Raw genomic sequence first — 17,564 nt, forward strand, 5'->3', positions numbered from 1 at the left:
AACGTCTACGGCCAGGTCTTCAGCCACACCTACGTCAAAGGCCAGACCACCCGCCTGATACGCACAGCCCCTAGCCTGCCGAGCAGCCGCCAGGATGCCAAGGGCCAGCGGGTTCGCTAAGAGTACGACAAGGCCATTCGCTTGACCGCGCTGGTCAACGAAAACAACGCCACGTACAGCTTTACCTACGACTCCAACTCCACACCCATTCCGCTTCTCCCCCCCGACTGGTTCCGCTGGGCGGAACCACATTCGTTTGTGATCCCGCGTCACTCGCGTTTATCTGTGAGCCAAGCACGACCTGCCTCACCTGTCGTGACCTGAAGGCGAACAACAAGAACGGGAAACCACCCGCGCGAGGAGACTCCACATGTCCCGACATCAGCATATCCAGGCCTGGCTCGCCGACGTGGCCAGCGACCTGCACGCGATCCGTCACGATATCCACGCTCACCCGGAACTGGGCTTTGAAGAAAGCCGCACCTCGGCATTGGTCGCCCGACTGCTGGAGGAATGGGGCTATGAAGTGCACACCGGTATCGGCAAGACCGGCGTGGTCGGCGTGCTGCGCAATGGCAGCAGCCCCCGCCGGCTGGGCCTGCGCGCCGACATGGACGCGCTGCCCATCCACGAAGCCACGGGTGCGGCATACAGCAGCCAGCACCCAGGCTGCATGCACGCCTGTGGTCATGACGGGCACACTACCATGCTGCTTGGCGCCGCGCGCTACCTGGCGGCAACCCGGCAGTTCGACGGCACGCTGATACTGATCTTCCAGCCGGCCGAGGAGGGCCAGGGCGGTGCTGAGGCGATGCTGGCCGACGGCCTGTTGGAGCGCTTCCCATGTGATGCGCTATTCGGCATGCACAACATGCCAGGGCTGCCGGCCGGACACCTGGGGTTTCGTGAAGGGCCGATGATGGCTTCGCAGGACCTGCTGACGGTGACCCTGGACGGGGTGGGTGGCCATGGCTCGATGCCGCACCTGACCGTCGACCCGCTGGTGGCGGCCGCCAGTGTGGTGATGGCGCTGCAAACCGTGGTGGCGCGCAATATCGATGCGCAGGAGGCAGCAGTGGTCACCGTCGGCGCATTGCAGGCCGGCGAAGCGGCCAACGTGATTCCGCAACAGGCGCTGTTGCGCCTTAGCCTGCGCGCACTGAACGCCGAGGTGCGGGCGCAGGCCCTTGAGCGGGTGCGGGCAATTATCGTCAGTCAGGCCGAGAGCTTTGGCTGCCGCGCCAGCATCGAGCACCGCCCGGCCTACCCGGTGCTGGTCAACCATGCCGCTGAAAACGCCTTTGCCACCCAGGTAGGGGTCGAGTTGCTGGGCGCCCAGGCAGTGGATGGCAACACCCGCAAGCTGATGGGCAGCGAAGACTTCGCCTGGATGCTGCAGCGCTGCCCGGGGGCCTACCTGTTCATCGGCAATGGTGTATCGCGGCCGATGGTGCACAACCCGGCCTACGACTTCAACGACGACATCCTGCTGACCGGCGCCGCCTACTGGGGCGCGCTGGCAGAGCGCTGGCTGGCACCTGCCTGATTGTCCCTTTTTGACCACTGCCGCTGGAACCCGGGCGCGACTGCGCCTGGGCGATCACCCAATCATTGTGTGGAGTGTTCCCTATGCAGACTTCGAGCACCGGCGTGTCGCGTACCCGGCAAGTGGTGGCCGCCGTTATCGGCAACGCCCTGGAATGGTATGACTTTATCGTGTATGGCTTTCTGGCCAGCATCATCGCCCGGCAGTTCTTCCCGTCCGACGACGAGTACGCCTCGCTGCTGATGGCCCTTGCCACCTTCGGCGTCGGGTTTTTCATGCGCCCAGTGGGCGGCGTGCTGCTGGGCATGTATTCCGACCGCAAGGGCCGCAAGGCGGCCATGCAGATGATCATCCGCCTGATGACCGTGTCCATCGCCATGATCGCCTTCGCGCCCGACTACCTGGCCATCGGCATGGCTGCGCCGCTGCTGATCGTGGTGGCGCGCATGCTGCAGGGCTTTGCCACCGGTGGTGAATACGCCAGCGCCACGGCATTTCTGGTGGAAAGCGCACCTGCCCACCGCAAGGGCCTGTATGGTTCGTGGCAATTGGTAGGGCAGTGCCTGGCGGTGTTTTCCGGGGCGGCAATGGTGGCGTTGGTTACCCACCTGTGCTCGCCTGAGGCGCTGGACAGCTGGGGCTGGCGCATCCCGTTCGTGCTGGGCCTGCTGATCGGGCCGGTCGGGCTGTGGATTCGCAAGCATATGGAGGAGCCTGAGGCGTTTGTCGAGGCGCGTCGCCATGCCAAGGGCCAGTCGCCCGGCCTGTGGCAGGTGCTGCGTGAACACCGGCGCAGCCTGCTGGTGTCGATGGGGTTGGCCTGCGGCGCGACGGTTTCGTTCTACGTGGTGCTGGTGAACATGCCGACCTTCGCCCACAAAAGCCTAGGCCTGCCGCTGGACCAGGTGCTGCTGGTGCAGATGCTCGCCGTGGGGCTGATGACCCTCGTGATTCCGTTGTCCGGGGCGCTGTCTGACCGGCTGGGGCGGCGCCCGGTGCTGATGGCCTTCACCCTGGCGTTCTTCGTGATGGTCTACCCACTGTATGTGTGGATGGCCGCTGCGCCTTCCCTGGAGCGCCTGTTGGTCATGCAACTGCTGTTGTGCACGGCCATCGGTGGTTTCTTCGGCCCGGCACCTACTGCCCTGGCCGAACAGTTCCCGGTCCAGGTGCGTTCCACCGGCGTGTCGGTGGCCTACAACGTGGCGGTGATGGTGTTCGGTGGCTTTGCCCCGTTGATCGTGACCTGGCTCACCCAGGTGCTTGGCACCCCGGTGGCGCCGGCGTTCTATGTGCTGTTTGCCTGCCTGCTGACATTGCTGGGCACCTATTGCCTGAAAGAAGCACCGCGGGCAGTCAAACCTGCCGCCTTCAACCTTGGAGTAAAACCGTGAAGCCGCTAGCCATCGACCCCATTGTTGCCCTCGATGCCGAGGCACTGTCCCAGGCCATCCATGCCCGCCAGTTGTCATGCCGGGAGGTGATGCAGGCCTACCTGGGGCATATCGAGCGCTTCAATCGGCAGGTCAATGCACTGGTCTCGCTGCGCCCGGCCGAAGTGCTGCTGGCCGAGGCCGAGACGCGTGACCGCGAACTGGCCCGTGGCCACTCGCGCGGCTGGATGCATGGCATGCCGCAGGCAATCAAGGACCTCGCCGCCACGGCAGGGCTGCGTACCACGCTCGGCTCGCCGCTGTTTGCCGAGCAGGTACCCGAGCAGGATGCGATCAGCGTGGCGCGGGTGCGGGCGAGCGGGGCATTGATCATGGGCAAGAGCAATGTGCCCGAGTTTGGCCTGGGTTCGCAAAGCTACAACCCCTTGTTTGGCACCACCACCAACGCCTACGACCCGTCGCGGGTGGCGGGTGGCAGCAGCGGTGGGGCTGCAGCGGCGCTGGCCATGCGCTTGCTGCCGGTGGCCGACGGCAGCGACATGATGGGCTCGCTGCGCAACCCGGCGGCGTTCAATAACCTGTTCGGCCTGCGCCCATCGCAGGGCCGCGTGCCGCATGGGCCGGCACCCGAGCTGTTCGTGCAGCAGCTGGCCACAGAAGGGCCGATGGGCCGCAGTGTGGTCGACGTGGCGCGGCTGCTGTCGATACAGGCGGGTGTTGATGCCCGGGCGCCGCTGTCGCTAAGCGAAGGCCGGCGCGATTTTGCCGTTGGCTTGCCGCGCGATTTTCGCGGTGTACGGGTGGGCTGGCTGGGCGACTACAACGGCTATCTGCCGATGGATGACGGGGTAATGAGCCTGTGCGAGTCGGCGCTGGCCGACTTTGCCGAGCTGGGCTGCCGGGTCGAGGCCTGCCAGCCGGCATTCGACCTGGCGCGCTTGTGGCAATGCTGGCTGACCCACCGCCACTTCCTGGTGCATGGCAACCTCGGCGCAGCCTATGCCGACCCCGGCAAGCGCGCATTGCTCAAGCCCGAAGCACGGTGGGAGGTGGAAGGTGGCTTGCAGCTGAGTGCGGCGGCGCTGTACCAGGCTTCGTTGGACCGCAGTGACTGGTACCGCGCCATGGGCAAGCTGTTCGAGCGTTACGACTTCCTGCTGTTGCCCTCGGCTCAGGTGTTCCCTTTCGATGCACGCCAGCCATGGCCAACGGTGGTCGGGGGGCGGCCAATGGACACCTACCACCGCTGGATGGAAGTGGTGATCGGGCCGACCCTGGCCGGTTTGCCGAGCATCAGCGTGCCGGTGGGGTTCAATGCCGCCGGGTTGCCCATGGGCCTGCAAATCATAGGCCCGGCGCAGGCCGACCATGCCGTGCTGCAGCTGGCGTATGCCCATGAACAGCTCACCCGCTGGGTGGTGCGCTGCCCGCCACAACGGCTGCTTGCTCCATGAAAGCACGGGCAGGCGCGGATCTTGCTGGCTATCCTGACCATCCCGCTACAAGGAGGTCATACCCATGGGCATCACGGCAGACAGCGGCGGCGTGCGTTCAGTGGAGCGGGTGCTGGCCATCGTCGACCTGCTGGGCGAACACCAGGCGTTGGGCCTGGAAGAACTGCACTACCTGACGGCGCTGCCCAAGGCCACGGTATCGCGCATGATCGCCACCTTGCAGGCGCAAGGCTGGGTGTACCGCGGCCTTGCCGACCGGCGCTACCGGCTGTGCGCGCGACGCCTGTTCGGTGACCGCCAGTTGCGTTTCAAGCGGCGTCTGGTGGAAAGCGCAGCGCCCATGCTGCTGGAGCTGAGTGAGCGCACCGGGCTGGTCGCTGACCTGTCGTGTTTCGACGGCCAGCGGCTGGAGGTGATGGAAAGCGCCATTCCCCAGGTGCTGCGCAAGCGCTATCCGCACACCTGTCAGATCGTCGGGCAGCATGCCAGCCTGTTTCATTCGGCAATGGGGCGGGCGTGCCTGGGGGAGCTGGCGGTGGACGAAGTGCAGCGCCTGGCGGCCCATGAGCGGCTGGGTGACGACGGGTTGTTGCGCGATATCGAAGAGCAAGCGCACAAGGGCTTTGGTCAGCGCACCGAAGGCTACTGGGAATACCCGGTGCGCCTGCCGTTCCTGATCCGCGCCATTGCCTTGCCGGTACATGCCGAAGGGCGCCTGGTCGGCAGCATTGCCTTGCAATGGCCGCTGGATCAGGCGCCGGTGGAGCGGGTGTCGAGCCTGCACCTGAGCAGCTTGGCGACCACTGTGGGGGAAGTGCAGCGGGCCTTGGCTGTTTGATGTTTCCTGCACGGGTTTCTTCGCGGGCAAGCCACAGACGCGTGCATTGCCAGTACCGCCCACAGAACCTGCGGGCGTTACTGGCCCTCCCGAAATCCGCTAGGGCTCACCCCCGCCTGCTTGCGAAAGAACCGGCTGAAATACCCCACATCGGCAAACCCCAGTTCATGAGCGATCTCTTTCACGCTCAGGCTCGAATGCCCGAGCATGCGCTTGGCCTCCAGCACCAGTCGGGCATTGATCACATTCATCGGCGTCATGCCCAGGTGTTCCTGGCACAACCGCCCCAACGTCACCAGGGTCATGCCCAACTCGGCGGCGTATTCCGCCAGTGGCCAGTGCGCGCGGTAGTGCATGTCTACCAGTTCGCGAAAAGCAGTCAGTTGCTGGCTGCGTCTTGATACTGGGCGCTGCTCACCTGCGGGTATGTGCGGCTCATGGCGCAGGACATGGATCATCAGTGCCAGCAATAGCGCCATGCTGCTGGCCACATGCTCGCGGGCGCGGTTGTGGTATTCCTCGCGCAGGGCCCGAAACAGGGGCAACAACGGGTCTTCATCGGCGGCCCAGTGGGGCAGGGCAATCACCTGTGGTTTGCGCAGTTGCACCAGCACGTTGGGTGCCAGCACCTGAGCGATGCTATCCAGTGGGTGCTGCGCAGCCGTGATTACCTGGCCTTCTACCTGGCTGGCCCAATGAAAACCATGCACCACCTGCGCCGGGACGTACACCACGCAGGGCGCATGAACCTGAAACCGGTCACTGTCGAACAGCACCTCGCCGCCACCGCTTTGCAGGTACAACAGCTGCAGCAAGCCTTCGTGACGGTGTGCGGCAATCTCCCAGTTGTGCGCGCCAGAGCGCTGGGATATCTGCTCCACATGCAAGGCTTCGTGCCACACCGGCTGCGCGGTTTCACCGTACAGGGCGTAATTGGGGATCTTGTTCATGGTGTTGTAATTGTTCTGTTCACTGCCCGCTACTGTGCCATAGCTGCACGCAGGCTTCAGGGCGCAGTGGGCAAATTGACGGGAATGTGGGGCTGGTTGCAGGTTTTGTCCATTCTGCCGGTGGGCCTGCCGGCCATAGCCTGTTGCCCAGAACAAGCAACGCTCTGGAGAACAGCATGCACAACAACAAGATCTTTTCTCAGTGGCTAGGCCTGGAGTCGGCCGTATGCGTGGTGACCGGCGCGGCCGGCGGCATTGGCGCAGCGTTGGCCGCGGCCTTGGTGGAGCAGCAGGCCCACGTGGTGCTGCTTGACCGCGACCTGGACAAATGCCGCGAACTGGCGGCCACCCTGGGGGAACACAGTGCAGGCGAAGTCAGTGCCCTGGCCTGCGACATTGCCGACCCGGCCAGCGTGGAGCAGGCTGCGGCCCAGGTACAGGCGCTGCATGGGCGCTGCGATGTACTGGTCAACAATGCCAGCGTGCTGCGCCCCGGCGCGCTGGACACGCTAAGCCTGGAACAATGGAACCAGGTACTGGCGGTCAACCTCAGTGGCTACCTTTTGTGTGCCCAGGCCTTTGGCCGTTCCATGCTGGACTGCGGCCAGGGCCGTATCGTGCATGTGGCCTCGATTGCAGCACATTACCCGCAACCCAACAGTGGCGCCTACAGCGCGGCGAAGGCAGGCGTCAGCATGTTGTCGCGGCAGATTGCCGTGGAATGGGGGCCACGCGGTGTGCGCAGCAACGCCGTATGCCCGGGTTTGATCCGCACGCCATTGTCGGCTGCGTTCTATGCCGACCCACAGGTGGAGCGCCGGCGTAGCGCCATGACCGCCAACCAGCGCATCGGTGAACCGCAAGACATCGCCGAAGCCGTGCTGTTTCTGGCCAGCCGCCGCGCCGACTATATCAACGGCGCCGAGCTGACCGTGGATGGCGGACTGGAAAGCATGCCCATGGCATTGATCCCGCGCCCTGGCTTCGAGGGTGCAGGCCAATGAATACGCGTAGCTGCGATGTACTGGTCATCGGTGCGGGTGCTGGCGGCCTGGCGACAGCCATCACGGCGAAAAAGCTTGGCCTGGATGTGATCGTCATCGAAAAGGAGGAGTGCTTCGGCGGCACCACGGCGTTTTCCGGCGGCGTATTGTGGGTGCCGGGCACCCGGCACGGGGGCAATGACAGCCAAGCAGCGGCCATGACCTACCTGCGCAACGAAACCGGTGCCTGCTTCGATGCGGCCGGGGTGGAGGCATTCTTGCGCTACGCGCCGCAGATGGTTGAGTTTTTCGAGCGCGAGACGGCAGTCAAATTCGTGCCCACGCTGTACCCCGATTATCACCCGCAGGTGGAAGGCGGCGTCGATGTGGGCCGCTCGATACTGGCCGCACCTTACGACATCCGTGGTCTGGGGCCCGACATGGCGCGGCTGCGCCCGCCGCTGAAGACCATCACCTTCATCGGCATGATGTTCAATTCGTCGAATGCCGACCTCAAGCACTTCTTCAATGTCACCCGTTCGTTGACCTCGTTCACCTACGTGGCCAAGCGCCTGCTGACCCATTTGAAGGAGCTGGCCTTGTACCGACGCGGCACCCAGGTCACCAGTGGCAATGCCCTGGCGGCACGGCTGGTACGCTCGGCACTGGACCTGGGCATTCCGATTCTCACAGGCACCCCGGCGCGGCAGTTGCTGCGCGAAGGGGCGCGGGTAGTGGGGGCGGTGACCGGGCAGGCCGGCAGCGAGCAGCGCATCGAGGCCCGGCGCGGTGTGGTGCTGGCCTGTGGCGGTTTCTCCCATGACCTGCAACGGCTGCGCCAGGCCTACCCGCATGTACGGCGTGGCGGCGAGCATTTTTCACCGGTGCCAGCGGGCAACACCGGCGATGGTGCGCGCATGGCCGAGGCGCTGGGAGCAAAGGTCGATATCTGCCTGCAGGCACCTGCAGCCTGGATGCCGGTATCGAAGGTGCCGGTGGGTGGTGGGCGGCATATTGCCTTTCCGCATTTGCTCGACCGCTACAAGCCGGGTGTGATCGGCGTGCTGCGTTCGGGGCAGCGATTCACCAACGAGTCGAATGCCTACCACGACGTAGGCGCAGCGCTGATCGAGGCGTGTTCCGACCAGGCAGAAACCGCCATGTGGCTGGTGTGCGACCGCCGCACCCTAGCCAAGTACGGGCTTGGCTTTGCCAAGCCTGCGCCGATGCCGTTGGGGCCATTGCTGCGCAACGGTTACCTGCTCAAGGGCCAGACCCTGGCGGAGTTGGCCGGCAAGGCCGGTATCGATGCGCAAGGGCTGGAGCAGACTGTGCGCGAGTACAACCTTGGGGCCGTCCACGGCGAAGACCGTCAGTTCGGCCGCGGCAGCACCAGCTTCAATCGCTACCTGGCCGACCCGCAGCAACAACCCAACCCGTGCGTAGCGCCGGTTGGCGAGGGACCGTACTTTGCCGTGAAAGTGATCATGGGCGATCTGGGCACTTTCGACGGGCTGCGCACCCGTGTGACCGGTGAAGTGTTGGCGGCCGATGGGCAAGTCATCGACGGCCTGTATGCGGTGGGTAACGACCGCGCCAGCATCATGGGCGGCAACTACCCCGGGGCGGGCATCACCCTGGGGCCGATCATGACCTTTGCCTACATCACCGGGCGTCATCTGGCGGGTGTCGAGCAGGGGCTGGCGGCGGGCAACGCACGGGAGGTGGCGTGATGGACAAGCCTGTGGTCGATCACCGCATCTACACCATTCGCCCGCGCGGCATGGCGGCCTTTCTCGAGGCGTTCGACCAGCTGGCGATGCCGATCCTGCTGCGCCATCTCGGTGAACCCCTGGCGTTTTACACCAGCAGCATCGGGCCGTTGAACCAGGTGGTGCACTTGTGGGGCTATGACAGCCTCGATGACTTCGAGAAGCGCAGCGCAGCGCGGGATGCCGACCCGGACTTTGCCGCGTACCTGCATGCCACCCGCGACCTGGTGGTGGCTCAGGAAACACGCATCATAAGGCCTGTGCGCTTACCCAGCCTTTTCCACTAGGGCTGCGACAAACACCGTCATAAAAACAACAACAGGTGATACCTATGAACAACATACTCGACGTGCGCCAACTGATCGACCAGCAACCCATCGGCCGTTACCAGAAATGGGTAGTGTTCCTCGGCTTTCTCATCATCGCTCTGGACGGCCTGGACGTCGCCATCATCGGCTTCATTGCCCCGCAATTGAAAAGCGATTGGGGCCTGGATGCGCAAAGTCTGGGCCCGGTATTGAGCGCCGCGTTGATCGGCCTGGCACTCGGCGCCTTGATTGCCGGCCCCTTGGCGGACCGTTACGGGCGCAAGGCGGTGTTGCTGTGCAGCGTGCTGCTGTTCGGCCTCTGGACACTGGCCTCGGCCTTTTCACCCAACCTGGAAGCCCTGGTCGCGTTGCGCTTTTTGACCGGCCTGGGCCTGGGCGCAGCCATGCCCAATGCCAGCACCCTGGTCAGCGAGTATGCCCCGGCACGCAGCCGCTCGCTGCTCATTACCCTGGCATTCTGCGGGTTCTCCCTGGGCGCGGCAGCAGGTGGCTTCGTCAGCGCCTGGATGATTCCGAACCTGGGCTGGCGCAGTGTCTTGGCATTGGGTGGGGTGTTGCCGCTAATGGTCCTGCCGTTGCTGTATTGGCGCCTGCCGGAATCGGTGACGTTCCTGGTCAGCAAAGGGGCGGACCGCAAGCGCATTCTGGCCATTGTCCGTCGCCTGGCACCTGAGCATGTCAACGCCGACACGACCTTTGTCTTGCCCGGTAAAGCCCAGGCTGCAGGCGGTGCAATCGGCACCATCCTCTCAGCGCGGTATCGCTTTGGTACCTGCATGCTCTGGGGCGGGTACGTGCTGGCGCTGTTCCTGGTCTATCTGTTCAGCGGCTGGTTGCCGACGCTGGTAAAGGAGGGGGGCGGGTTTTCGGTGGCCGAAGCGGCCATCGTCACCGCCTGTTTCCAGATTGGCGGCCCGTTGGGGGCAATTTCGGTGGGTTGGGCCATGGATCGCTACCCGGCGCAGCGCGTGCTGGTACTGACCTTCCTGTTCAGTGGTGTGGTGATTTTTGCAATTGGTCAGGTCGCTGCGGACTTCGCCTGGTTGTGTGCGGTTGCGAGCGCTGTGGGCTTTGGCCTTAATGGGGCAAGTGTTGGCATGAATGCACTGGCGGCGGCTTTTTACCCGACTGAAGCACGGGCGACCGGCGCCAGCTGGATGAGCGGCATCGGGCGCCTGGGTGCGATTCTCAGTGCCTTTGCCGGGGCTCAGATGCTGGCACTGGGCTGGAGTTTTGCCCAGGTGTTCGCTTCGTTGTTGCTACCCGCAGGGTTGGCGGCTTTGGCGGTATGGCTGCAGGGGCGAAATGCGGCGTCACGGCTTAGCGTTCCAGGCTGTACAGCCGGCACCCCGGCTGCAGCGCCAGCAGGTTCGGCTCCCACTCCCTAGCCTTCGGGAACACAGCCCCTATCTGAAGCCATACGCTCGATCAACGCCCACAACGCCGCATCATTGAAATCGTCGACAACCAGCCTGGCGCCCGCCGCCAGCAACCGCTCCGGGGTCTGCGTCGTGGCCACGCCCACGGTAAAGATCCCCGCGCCACTGGCCGCGGCCGTCCCCGGCAATGAGTCCTCGAAGGCCAGCGCTTGCCCGGCCTCGGCACCCAGCCGCTGCAGGCCGGTGAGGTAGGGCAGCGGGTCCGGTTTGGGCCGTGCCAGCTCTTCGGCCACCAGCACATGTTCAAAGTGCTGGCCAAGGCCCATGGCGTTCAGCATGTGCTCGGCGTTCAGCCGCGGTGCGTTGGTCACCACACACATGCCGATGTCATGGGCCTGGGCATGCTCCAGCAGGCGCAACAGGCCCGGCATCGGTTCAAGCGACGGCGACATCGCGCGAAACAGCGCTTCCTTGCGGTCGGCCAACGCCTGGCACTGTTCGACACTGGCGCCGCTGAACAGCTCGGCGAACAGCTCGCCGTTGGCGCGGCCGCTGACCTGGGCATCGAACTGCGCCTGGCTCAGCTCGCGGCCGTCGTGTTCACGCAGCAGTTGGCGAAAGGCCTGCAGGTGCAGGGTGTCAGTGTCGGTGAGGGTACCGTCAAGGTCGAACAGCAGGGCGGTCAGCATGGGATATCCAGATGAAAAAACACAAGCCAGGGGATCATAACCAAAGCTGACGACGAAGGGGGCTGTTCAGCGTGCTCCGAAAAGAGTACAAATGTGCTCCATGGACACTCTTACCCCCAAACGCCGCGCCATTTTCGAATTCATCCGTGAGCGCATTGCCGAGCATGGTCAGCCGCCGAGCCTGGCCGATATCGCCACGCGCTTCGGTTTTGCCTCGCGCAGCGTTGCGCGCAAGCACATCACCGCCCTGTGCCAGGCCGGTTACATCGATGTCACGCCAAACCAGGCCCGGGGCATACGCCTGGCCGAACCGCTGCGCCGGCCGGAAATCCTCGAAATACCCGTGCTGGGCCAGGTGGCGGCGGGTGCCCCCATCGGCCCGGACCTGGACATCCACGAGCAGTTGCTGCTCGACCCCAGCCTGTTCCGCCGTACCCCCGACTACCTGCTGAAGGTGCGGGGCGACTCGATGATCGACGACGGCATCTTTGACGGTGACCTGGTCGGCATCCTGCAACAGGCCGACGCCCGCGACGGGCAAATCGTGGTTGCGCGCCTGGACGGCGAAGTGACCATCAAGCGCCTGCAACGCCAAGGCGGCACTTACCGGCTGTTGCCACGCAACCCGGCCTATGCGCCGATCGATGTGCAGCCCGAACAGGACTTTTTCATCGAAGGCGTGTTCTGCGGCTTGCTGAGGCGCGACTGATGGGCGCCGTGGTCGACCTCGACAGGCTGCTGGAGCAGCGCCGGGTATGGCGCGGCCGGCAGGCCCAGGCGCGGCCACTCGGGCTGCAGCCCACCGGCCATGCGGCCCTCGACGAACGTTTGCCGGAAGGTGGCTGGCCGGCGGCAGCACTGAGCGAGCTGTTGCTGGCCAACCCCGGCTGTGGCGAATTGCAGTTGCTGTGGCCAACCCTGGCCCGGCTGAGTGCAGAAGCCAGCAGAGTGGTGCTGGTGGCTCCACCCTTCATCCCTTTTGCACCGGCCTGGCAGGCAGCGGGGGTGGACCTGCGCTGGCTGGTACAGGTGGATGCCGAGCCTGCCGATGCCCTGTGGGCTGCCGAACAGTGCCTGCGCTCGGGCAGTTGCGCGGCGGTGCTGTGCTGGCCGGAACGTGCCGATGACCGCGCCCTGCGGCGCTTGCAGGTAGCGGCCGAAACCGGGCAGGCACTGGCGTTCGCCTGCAGGCCGCAGCAGGCGTCGCACAACCCTTCACCCGCAGCGCTGCGCATTGCAGTCGACACACGCCCGGCGCAATGGCGCGTGCTGAAAAGCCGGGGTGGCATGCCTCCAGCGTTGCCAATACCCTGCCCGGGGCGGGGCTGATGCACCATGCTCTGGGCCTGCATCCTGCTCCCGCAGCTTGCGCTGGACACCGTCCTGCGTGAGCGTGACGACCCTGACACGCCTTTGGTGCTGATTGGCGGGCCGACCCAGCGTCGCCTGTTGCAGGCAGTCAACCCGGCGGCCGCTGCACTTGGCCTGCGGGCCGGGCAAACCCTGACCGCAGCGCGTGCCCTGGCCGATGGCTTTACCTGTGTCGAAGCCGACCCCAAACGCATCGATCAGGTGCAACAGCTGCTGGCGGCCTGGGCCTACCGCTTCAGTGCCCAGGTCAGCCTGCATTACCCACGGGCGCTGCTGCTGGAAGTGGGCTCCAGCCTGCAACTGTTCGGGCCCTGGCCTTTGTTCGAGGCGCGTCTGCGTCAGGAATTGGCAGAACTCGGCCTGCGCCAACGCATTGTCCTGGCCAGCAACCCGGTGGCTGCTCGCATGCTCGCCAATGGCCACGATGGCCTGGCCGTGGGCGATGTCGACGCCACCCGAGCGGCGCTGCTTGGCATGCCCATCACGCGCGTCGGCCTGCCGGCAGAGGCGGCCGAAGCGTTTGCCCGCATGGGCTTGCACCAGCTGGGCCAGGTATTGGCCTTGCCGCGCGATACCTTGGCCAGGCGCTTTGCGGCCCAGGTGCAGCTGCACCTCGACCAGTTGCTCGGCCTGCGCAACCTGGGGCTGGACTTCTACCAGCCACCGGACCGTTTCGAAACCCGGCTGGAACTCAATTTCGACGTCGAGTCGCACCAGGCGCTGTTGTTCCCGCTGCGGCGCATGCTCAACGACCTTGCTGCATTTCTGGCCGGGCGAGACTGTGGCGTGCAGCGCTTCCGCCTGCATCTGGAGCACGCCGAGGGGCCGGATACCCTGCTCAAGGTGGGCCTGCTGGCGGCCGAACGCGATGCTGCGATGCTGTTCGAGCTGGCCCGTGCGCGCCTTGAGCCGCTGTGCATACCCGCACCGGTGCGCAACCTGCGGCTGGTTGCCGAAGACTTGCCACCCTTCGTGCCACAGCATCAGGCGTTGTTCGACCCGCGGGCGCAACAGGCGCAACCCTGGGCGCAATTGCGCGAGCGGCTGCGCGCCCGGCTGGGGGATGAGGCCGTCAAGGGGCTTGGTGCAGCCGCCGATCACCGCCCCGAATGCGCCTGGCAGTTGGCGGAGCAGGGGGCCCAAGGCAACATGCCCGTTGCACCGGGCAGCCGCCCGGGGTGGCTGTTGTCGGCACCGATCGCGCTGGATGACGCCGCCTACCAGGTGCAGGGCTACGCCGAACGCATCGAATCAGGTTGGTGGGATGGCGGCGATGTGCGTCGCGACTACTACCGCATCGAAACCCGTGACGGCCTGCGCGGCTGGGCCTACCGCGACCTGAGCCAGGCCGGTCCGCTTTGGCTGCAGGGGTGGTTCGCATGAACACCCCGGGTTATGCCGAGCTGCATTGCCTTTCCAACTTCAGCTTCCAGCGCGGTGCATCGAGCGCCGACGAGCTGTTCCGGCGTGCGCGCGAGCAGGGCTACCAGGCCTTGGCAATCACTGACGAATGTACGTTGGCCGGTATCGTGCGCGCCTGGCAGGCAGCCAAGGTGCACCAGTTGCGGCTGATCGTTGGCAGCGAGGTGCAATTGTGCGACGGGCCCAAGCTGGTGCTGCTGGTCGAGAACCTGACCGGCTACCAGAACCTGTGCGCCCTGATCACCCGTGCCCGGCGGCGGGCAGAGAAGGGGGCGTACCAGCTGTTTCGTGAGGACCTGTTGCTGCACCACCAAGGCCTGCTGGCCCTGTGGGTGGCCGCTGACAGTGGCGATACCGCTACCGGCGCGTGGCTGCGCAGTGTGTTCGCTGAGCGCCTGTGGCTGGCCGTGCACCTGCACCGGGGCAGTGACGATGCCATGCGCCTGCAACGGTTGCGGGCGCTGGCGGCTGATGTAGGCATTCGCACCGTGGCCTGTGGCGACGTGCACATGCACGTGCGTGGCCGCCGTGCCTTGCAGGACTGCATGACCGCCATCCGCCAGCATTGTCAGGTGAGCGAGGCCGGGCGCTTTCTGTTTGCCAATGGTGAACGGCACCTGCGCAGCCAGGCGCAACTGGCCGAGCTGTATCCGCTCGACCTGCTGGCCGAGACCCTGGTCATTGCCCGGCGCTGCCAGTTTGACCTGAGCGAACTGAGCTACCAGTACCCACGCGAACTGGTGCCCGAGGGGCATACCCCGGCAAGCTGGCTGCGCGAATTGTGCGAGCAAGGCATGCCGCTGCGCTGGCCAGGCGGGCCCAGTGGCAAGGTGCGGGATGTGCTTGCCAAGGAGCTGGGGCTGATCGAAGAGCTGGGCTACGAAAGCTACTTCCTGACGGTGCACGACATTGTCGCCTTCGCCCGCAGCCAGCGCATCCTATGCCAGGGCCGGGGGTCGGCAGCCAACTCGGTGGTGTGCTTCGTGCTGGGCATCACCGAGCTTGACCCCATGAAACACCACCTGCTGTTCGAGCGCTTCCTGTCGCGCGAGCGCAACGAGCCGCCGGACATCGACGTGGACTTCGAACACGATCGGCGCGAGGAGGTGATCCAGTATGTTTTCCGTCGCTATGGCCGGCACCGGGCGGCGCTCACTGCGGTAGTCAACACCTACCATGCCGCCGGTGCGGTGCGGGATGTGGCGCGGGTGCTGGGGCTACCCGCCGACCAGGTGGATGCCCTGGCCAAATGTTGTGGCCGCTGGAGCGATCGCATACCCGATGACCAGCGCCTGGCCGAAGCCGGTTTCGAAGCGGGCAGCCCTTCGCTGCGGCGGGTGCTGGTGCTGGCCGGCGAACTGATCGGCTTCCCTCGGCACCTGTCACAGCACCCGGGCGGTTTTGTCATCTCCCAGCAACCGCTCGACCAGCTGGTGCCGGTGGAGAATGCCGCGATGCCGGAGCGCACGGTGATCCAGTGGGACAAGGATGACCTGGACATGGTCGGCCTGCTCAAGGTCGACGTACTGGCGTTGGGCATGCTCAGCGCCTTGCGCCGCTGCTTCGACCTGCTGCAACACCACCGTGGCCGGCACCTGACCCTGGCGACCATCCCCAGCGAAGATCCGGCCACCTACGCCATGATCAGCCGTGCCGAGACCATGGGCGTGTTCCAGATCGAGTCACGCGCGCAAATGGCCATGTTGCCGCGGCTGCGGCCCCAAAAGTTCTACGACCTGGTCATCGAGGTCGCCATCGTCCGCCCCGGGCCGATTCAGGGTGACATGGTGCACCCGTACCTGCGCCGGCGCCTGAAGCAGGAACCGGTGACGTATCCGTCGCCGCAACTGAAGGAAGTGTTCGAACGTACCTTGGGCGTGCCGCTGTTCCAGGAGCAGGTGATGGAACTGGCGATGGTCGCGGCCGACTATACCCCGGGCGAGGCCGACCAGTTGCGCCGCAGCATGGCAGCCTGGAAGCGCCACGGCGGCCTGGAGCCGCATCGCGAACGGCTGGTGCAGGGCATGTTGCGCAATGGTTACACGCTGGCGTTTGCCGAACGCATCTTCGAGCAGATCAAGGGGTTTGGCAGTTATGGGTTCCCTGAGTCCCATGCGGCCAGCTTTGCCTTGCTGTGCTATGCCAGCAGTTGGCTGAAGTGCCATGAGCCGGCGATTTTCACCTGTGCGTTGGTCAACAGTTGGCCGATGGGCTTCTACAGCCCTGATCAACTGCTGCAAGAGGCTCGCCGCCAAGGTATCGAGGTACGGCCGGTCGATGTCTGCCACAGCGACTGGGACTGCACCCTGGAGCCTGATGCTGAAGGCACCCTGGCCATTCGCATGGGCCTGCGGCTGGTGCGTGGCCTGGCCGAAGCCGATGCCAGGCGCGTGCAGCAGGCGAGGGCGCAGCGGCCGTGGCGCAACGTCGAAGACCTGTGCCTGCGCGCCGGCCTGGACGCTCGGGCCCGTGCCCGCCTGGCTGATGGCGGGGCGCTGCGCGCCTTGGCCAGCGATCGGCATCAGGCGCGCTGGCAGGTGGCTGCGGTGCAGCCGCAGCTGCCGTTGTTCGCTGATGTGCAGGCCTTGCCTGAAGAAACGGTGCAATTGCCCGTGCCAACCGTGGGCGAGGACCTGATGGCCGATTATCAAACCCTCGGCACTACGCTTGGCCCACATCCACTGGCCCTGTTGCGCGCTCGTCTGAGGGCACTGGGGTGTCGCAGCTCCAGTGAATTACAGGGTGTGGAGCATGGCGACAACATTGCTGTGGCCGGGCTGGTGGTGGGCCGGCAACGGCCTCAAACCGCCAGCGGTGTGACCTTCGTTACCCTGGAGGACGAACATGGCATGGTCAACGTGGTGGTGTGGCGTGCGCTGGCCGAACGGCAGCGGCGGGCGCTGGTGGGTTCGCAGTTGCTCAAGGTCAGTGGGCGGCTGGAGCAGGAGAATGGGGTGCGGCACCTGATTGCGCGGCGGTTGGAGGATGTGAGTCCGCTGTTGCAAGGGCTGGATGTGCGCAGTCGGGATTTCCATTGAAACCCCAACGCTCGGTACTTGCGCGGTTCCTTGTGGGAGCGGGCGAGCCCGCGAAGCAGGCACCGCGTTGCAAGGCACCGGCCTTGCCGGTGTTCGCGGGCATGCCCTTTCCACATTGATCGCCTGCAACCTTGAGCCTGCCCCAACCATTCATCGGCCACGGTGCGTTATACCTTGGTCGACGGCCACGTTTGCCACGAGGCTTAAGCAACCCCTGTGGGAGCGGCCTTGCGTCGCGATAGGGCCGCAAAGCGGCCCCAGCAATCTATACATGATGCCGAGATCCTGGGGCCGCTGCGCGGCCCTATCGCGACGCAAGGCCGCTCCCACAGGGATCGCGCCAGCTTTTAGAAATTGAGCAAGACAGTTGCTCCCAAAGGTCGCGTCCTGGTCCAGATT

Annotated in this window: 14 protein-coding genes and 1 pseudogene; 13 read left to right on the plus strand and 2 right to left on the minus strand. The window is 65.2% G+C overall.

Annotated elements, in window-relative coordinates; genetic code table 11:
• The 5 genes and pseudogenes from ACF8GF_RS00755 to ACF8GF_RS00775 form a co-directional block, all read left to right on the plus strand.
• A pseudogene (locus ACF8GF_RS00755) lies at window positions 1-198 on the plus strand (sugar-binding protein); the annotation flags it as partial.
• A gap of 172 nt (window positions 199-370) precedes the next feature.
• Window positions 371-1,546 (plus strand): M20 aminoacylase family protein, encoded by a 1,176-nt coding sequence (locus ACF8GF_RS00760; RefSeq protein WP_339443210.1) that lies wholly within the window; start codon window positions 371-373, stop codon window positions 1,544-1,546.
• An 83-nt stretch (window positions 1,547-1,629) separates the two neighbouring features.
• Window positions 1,630-2,940 (plus strand): citrate-proton symporter, encoded by a 1,311-nt coding sequence (locus ACF8GF_RS00765; protein WP_339443211.1) that lies wholly within the window; start codon window positions 1,630-1,632, stop codon window positions 2,938-2,940.
• On the plus strand, window positions 2,937-4,394 hold the full coding sequence (locus ACF8GF_RS00770; protein ID WP_392487509.1) for an amidase: 1,458 nt from the start codon (window positions 2,937-2,939) through the stop codon (window positions 4,392-4,394). Before ACF8GF_RS00765 ends, ACF8GF_RS00770 begins: the two co-directional genes overlap by 4 nt.
• Before the next feature lie 64 nt (window positions 4,395-4,458).
• The gene (locus ACF8GF_RS00775) at window positions 4,459-5,232 is read left to right on the plus strand and encodes an IclR family transcriptional regulator (RefSeq protein ID WP_392487510.1); all 774 of its coding nucleotides are present in this window, start codon (window positions 4,459-4,461) and stop codon (window positions 5,230-5,232) included.
• A 77-nt stretch (window positions 5,233-5,309) separates the two neighbouring features.
• Here the strand turns inward: ACF8GF_RS00775 and ACF8GF_RS00780 are convergent, their stop codons facing one another.
• Window positions 5,310-6,182: a helix-turn-helix domain-containing protein gene (locus ACF8GF_RS00780; protein WP_176684311.1), complete on the minus strand. Its 873-nt coding sequence runs from the start codon at window positions 6,180-6,182 to the stop codon at window positions 5,310-5,312.
• Window positions 6,183-6,358: 176 nt separating this feature from the next.
• Here ACF8GF_RS00780 and ACF8GF_RS00785 point away from each other — a divergent pair, with 176 nt between their 5' ends.
• Genes ACF8GF_RS00785 through ACF8GF_RS00800 form a run of 4 tightly spaced genes read left to right on the plus strand, consistent with a single transcriptional unit; the run spans window position 6,359 to window position 10,654 of the window.
• The gene (locus tag ACF8GF_RS00785; RefSeq protein WP_176684310.1) at window positions 6,359-7,186 is read left to right on the plus strand and encodes an SDR family NAD(P)-dependent oxidoreductase; all 828 of its coding nucleotides are present in this window, start codon (window positions 6,359-6,361) and stop codon (window positions 7,184-7,186) included.
• Window positions 7,183-8,898 (plus strand): FAD-dependent oxidoreductase, encoded by a 1,716-nt coding sequence (locus ACF8GF_RS00790; RefSeq protein ID WP_104961759.1) that lies wholly within the window; start codon window positions 7,183-7,185, stop codon window positions 8,896-8,898. The genes ACF8GF_RS00785 and ACF8GF_RS00790 overlap by 4 nt, the downstream gene beginning before the upstream one ends.
• Entirely contained in the window at window positions 8,898-9,224 is a 327-nt protein-coding gene (locus ACF8GF_RS00795) for an NIPSNAP family protein (RefSeq protein WP_392487511.1), read from the plus strand. The genes ACF8GF_RS00790 and ACF8GF_RS00795 overlap by 1 nt, the downstream gene beginning before the upstream one ends.
• A 44-nt stretch (window positions 9,225-9,268) precedes the next feature.
• Window positions 9,269-10,654, plus strand: coding sequence for an MFS transporter (locus tag ACF8GF_RS00800; RefSeq protein WP_392487512.1), 1,386 nt, complete (start codon window positions 9,269-9,271; stop codon window positions 10,652-10,654).
• Here ACF8GF_RS00800 and ACF8GF_RS00805 read toward each other — a convergent pair.
• A complete protein-coding gene (locus ACF8GF_RS00805) occupies window positions 10,651-11,334 on the minus strand; it encodes an HAD family phosphatase (protein WP_004374207.1) in 684 nt (227 codons plus the stop codon). The two genes, ACF8GF_RS00800 and ACF8GF_RS00805, sit on opposite strands and share 4 nt — an antisense overlap.
• 91 nt (window positions 11,335-11,425) lie before the next feature.
• Between ACF8GF_RS00805 and lexA the strand changes: the two genes are divergently transcribed.
• From lexA to ACF8GF_RS00825, 4 genes are read left to right on the plus strand one after another with little or no spacing between them, the layout of a single operon-like run.
• On the plus strand, window positions 11,426-12,043 hold the full coding sequence (gene lexA / locus ACF8GF_RS00810) for a transcriptional repressor LexA (RefSeq protein WP_012052394.1): 618 nt from the start codon (window positions 11,426-11,428) through the stop codon (window positions 12,041-12,043).
• Complete coding sequence (imuA, locus tag ACF8GF_RS00815; protein WP_004374214.1) at window positions 12,043-12,663, plus strand: translesion DNA synthesis-associated protein ImuA; 621 nt, start codon at window positions 12,043-12,045, stop codon at window positions 12,661-12,663. Before lexA ends, imuA begins: the two co-directional genes overlap by 1 nt.
• Before the next feature lie 6 nt (window positions 12,664-12,669).
• Complete coding sequence (locus tag ACF8GF_RS00820; RefSeq protein ID WP_392487513.1) at window positions 12,670-14,088, plus strand: Y-family DNA polymerase; 1,419 nt, start codon at window positions 12,670-12,672, stop codon at window positions 14,086-14,088.
• Window positions 14,085-17,165: an error-prone DNA polymerase gene (locus ACF8GF_RS00825; RefSeq protein WP_392487514.1), complete on the plus strand. Its 3,081-nt coding sequence runs from the start codon at window positions 14,085-14,087 to the stop codon at window positions 17,163-17,165. Before ACF8GF_RS00820 ends, ACF8GF_RS00825 begins: the two co-directional genes overlap by 4 nt.
• Window positions 17,166-17,564 lie beyond the last annotated feature (399 nt).

Origin of the sequence: Pseudomonas sp. yb_5 (assembly GCF_043103865.1) — a bacterium.
Classification (GTDB): Bacteria; Pseudomonadota; Gammaproteobacteria; order Pseudomonadales; family Pseudomonadaceae; genus Aquipseudomonas; species Aquipseudomonas putida_Y.

Excerpts from the sequence above, each read along its gene's own strand:
- ACF8GF_RS00760 (WP_339443210.1), top strand. The coding sequence starts at position 371 with ATGTCCCGACATCAGCATATCCAGGCCTGGCTCGCCGACGTGGCCAGC.
- ACF8GF_RS00765 (WP_339443211.1), top strand. The coding sequence starts at position 1,630 with ATGCAGACTTCGAGCACCGGCGTGTCGCGTACCCGGCAAGTGGTGGCC.
- ACF8GF_RS00775 (WP_392487510.1), top strand. The coding sequence starts at position 4,459 with ATGGGCATCACGGCAGACAGCGGCGGCGTGCGTTCAGTGGAGCGGGTG.
- ACF8GF_RS00780 (WP_176684311.1), bottom strand. The coding sequence starts at position 6,182 with ATGAACAAGATCCCCAATTACGCCCTGTACGGTGAAACCGCGCAGCCG.
- ACF8GF_RS00785 (WP_176684310.1), top strand. The coding sequence starts at position 6,359 with ATGCACAACAACAAGATCTTTTCTCAGTGGCTAGGCCTGGAGTCGGCC.
- ACF8GF_RS00790 (WP_104961759.1), top strand. The coding sequence starts at position 7,183 with ATGAATACGCGTAGCTGCGATGTACTGGTCATCGGTGCGGGTGCTGGC.
- ACF8GF_RS00795 (WP_392487511.1), top strand. The coding sequence starts at position 8,898 with ATGGACAAGCCTGTGGTCGATCACCGCATCTACACCATTCGCCCGCGC.
- ACF8GF_RS00800 (WP_392487512.1), top strand. The coding sequence starts at position 9,269 with ATGAACAACATACTCGACGTGCGCCAACTGATCGACCAGCAACCCATC.
- ACF8GF_RS00805 (WP_004374207.1), bottom strand. The coding sequence starts at position 11,334 with ATGCTGACCGCCCTGCTGTTCGACCTTGACGGTACCCTCACCGACACT.
- lexA (WP_012052394.1), top strand. The coding sequence starts at position 11,426 with ATGTGCTCCATGGACACTCTTACCCCCAAACGCCGCGCCATTTTCGAA.
- imuA (WP_004374214.1), top strand. The coding sequence starts at position 12,043 with ATGGGCGCCGTGGTCGACCTCGACAGGCTGCTGGAGCAGCGCCGGGTA.
- ACF8GF_RS00820 (WP_392487513.1), top strand. The coding sequence starts at position 12,670 with ATGCTCTGGGCCTGCATCCTGCTCCCGCAGCTTGCGCTGGACACCGTC.
- ACF8GF_RS00825 (WP_392487514.1), top strand. The coding sequence starts at position 14,085 with ATGAACACCCCGGGTTATGCCGAGCTGCATTGCCTTTCCAACTTCAGC.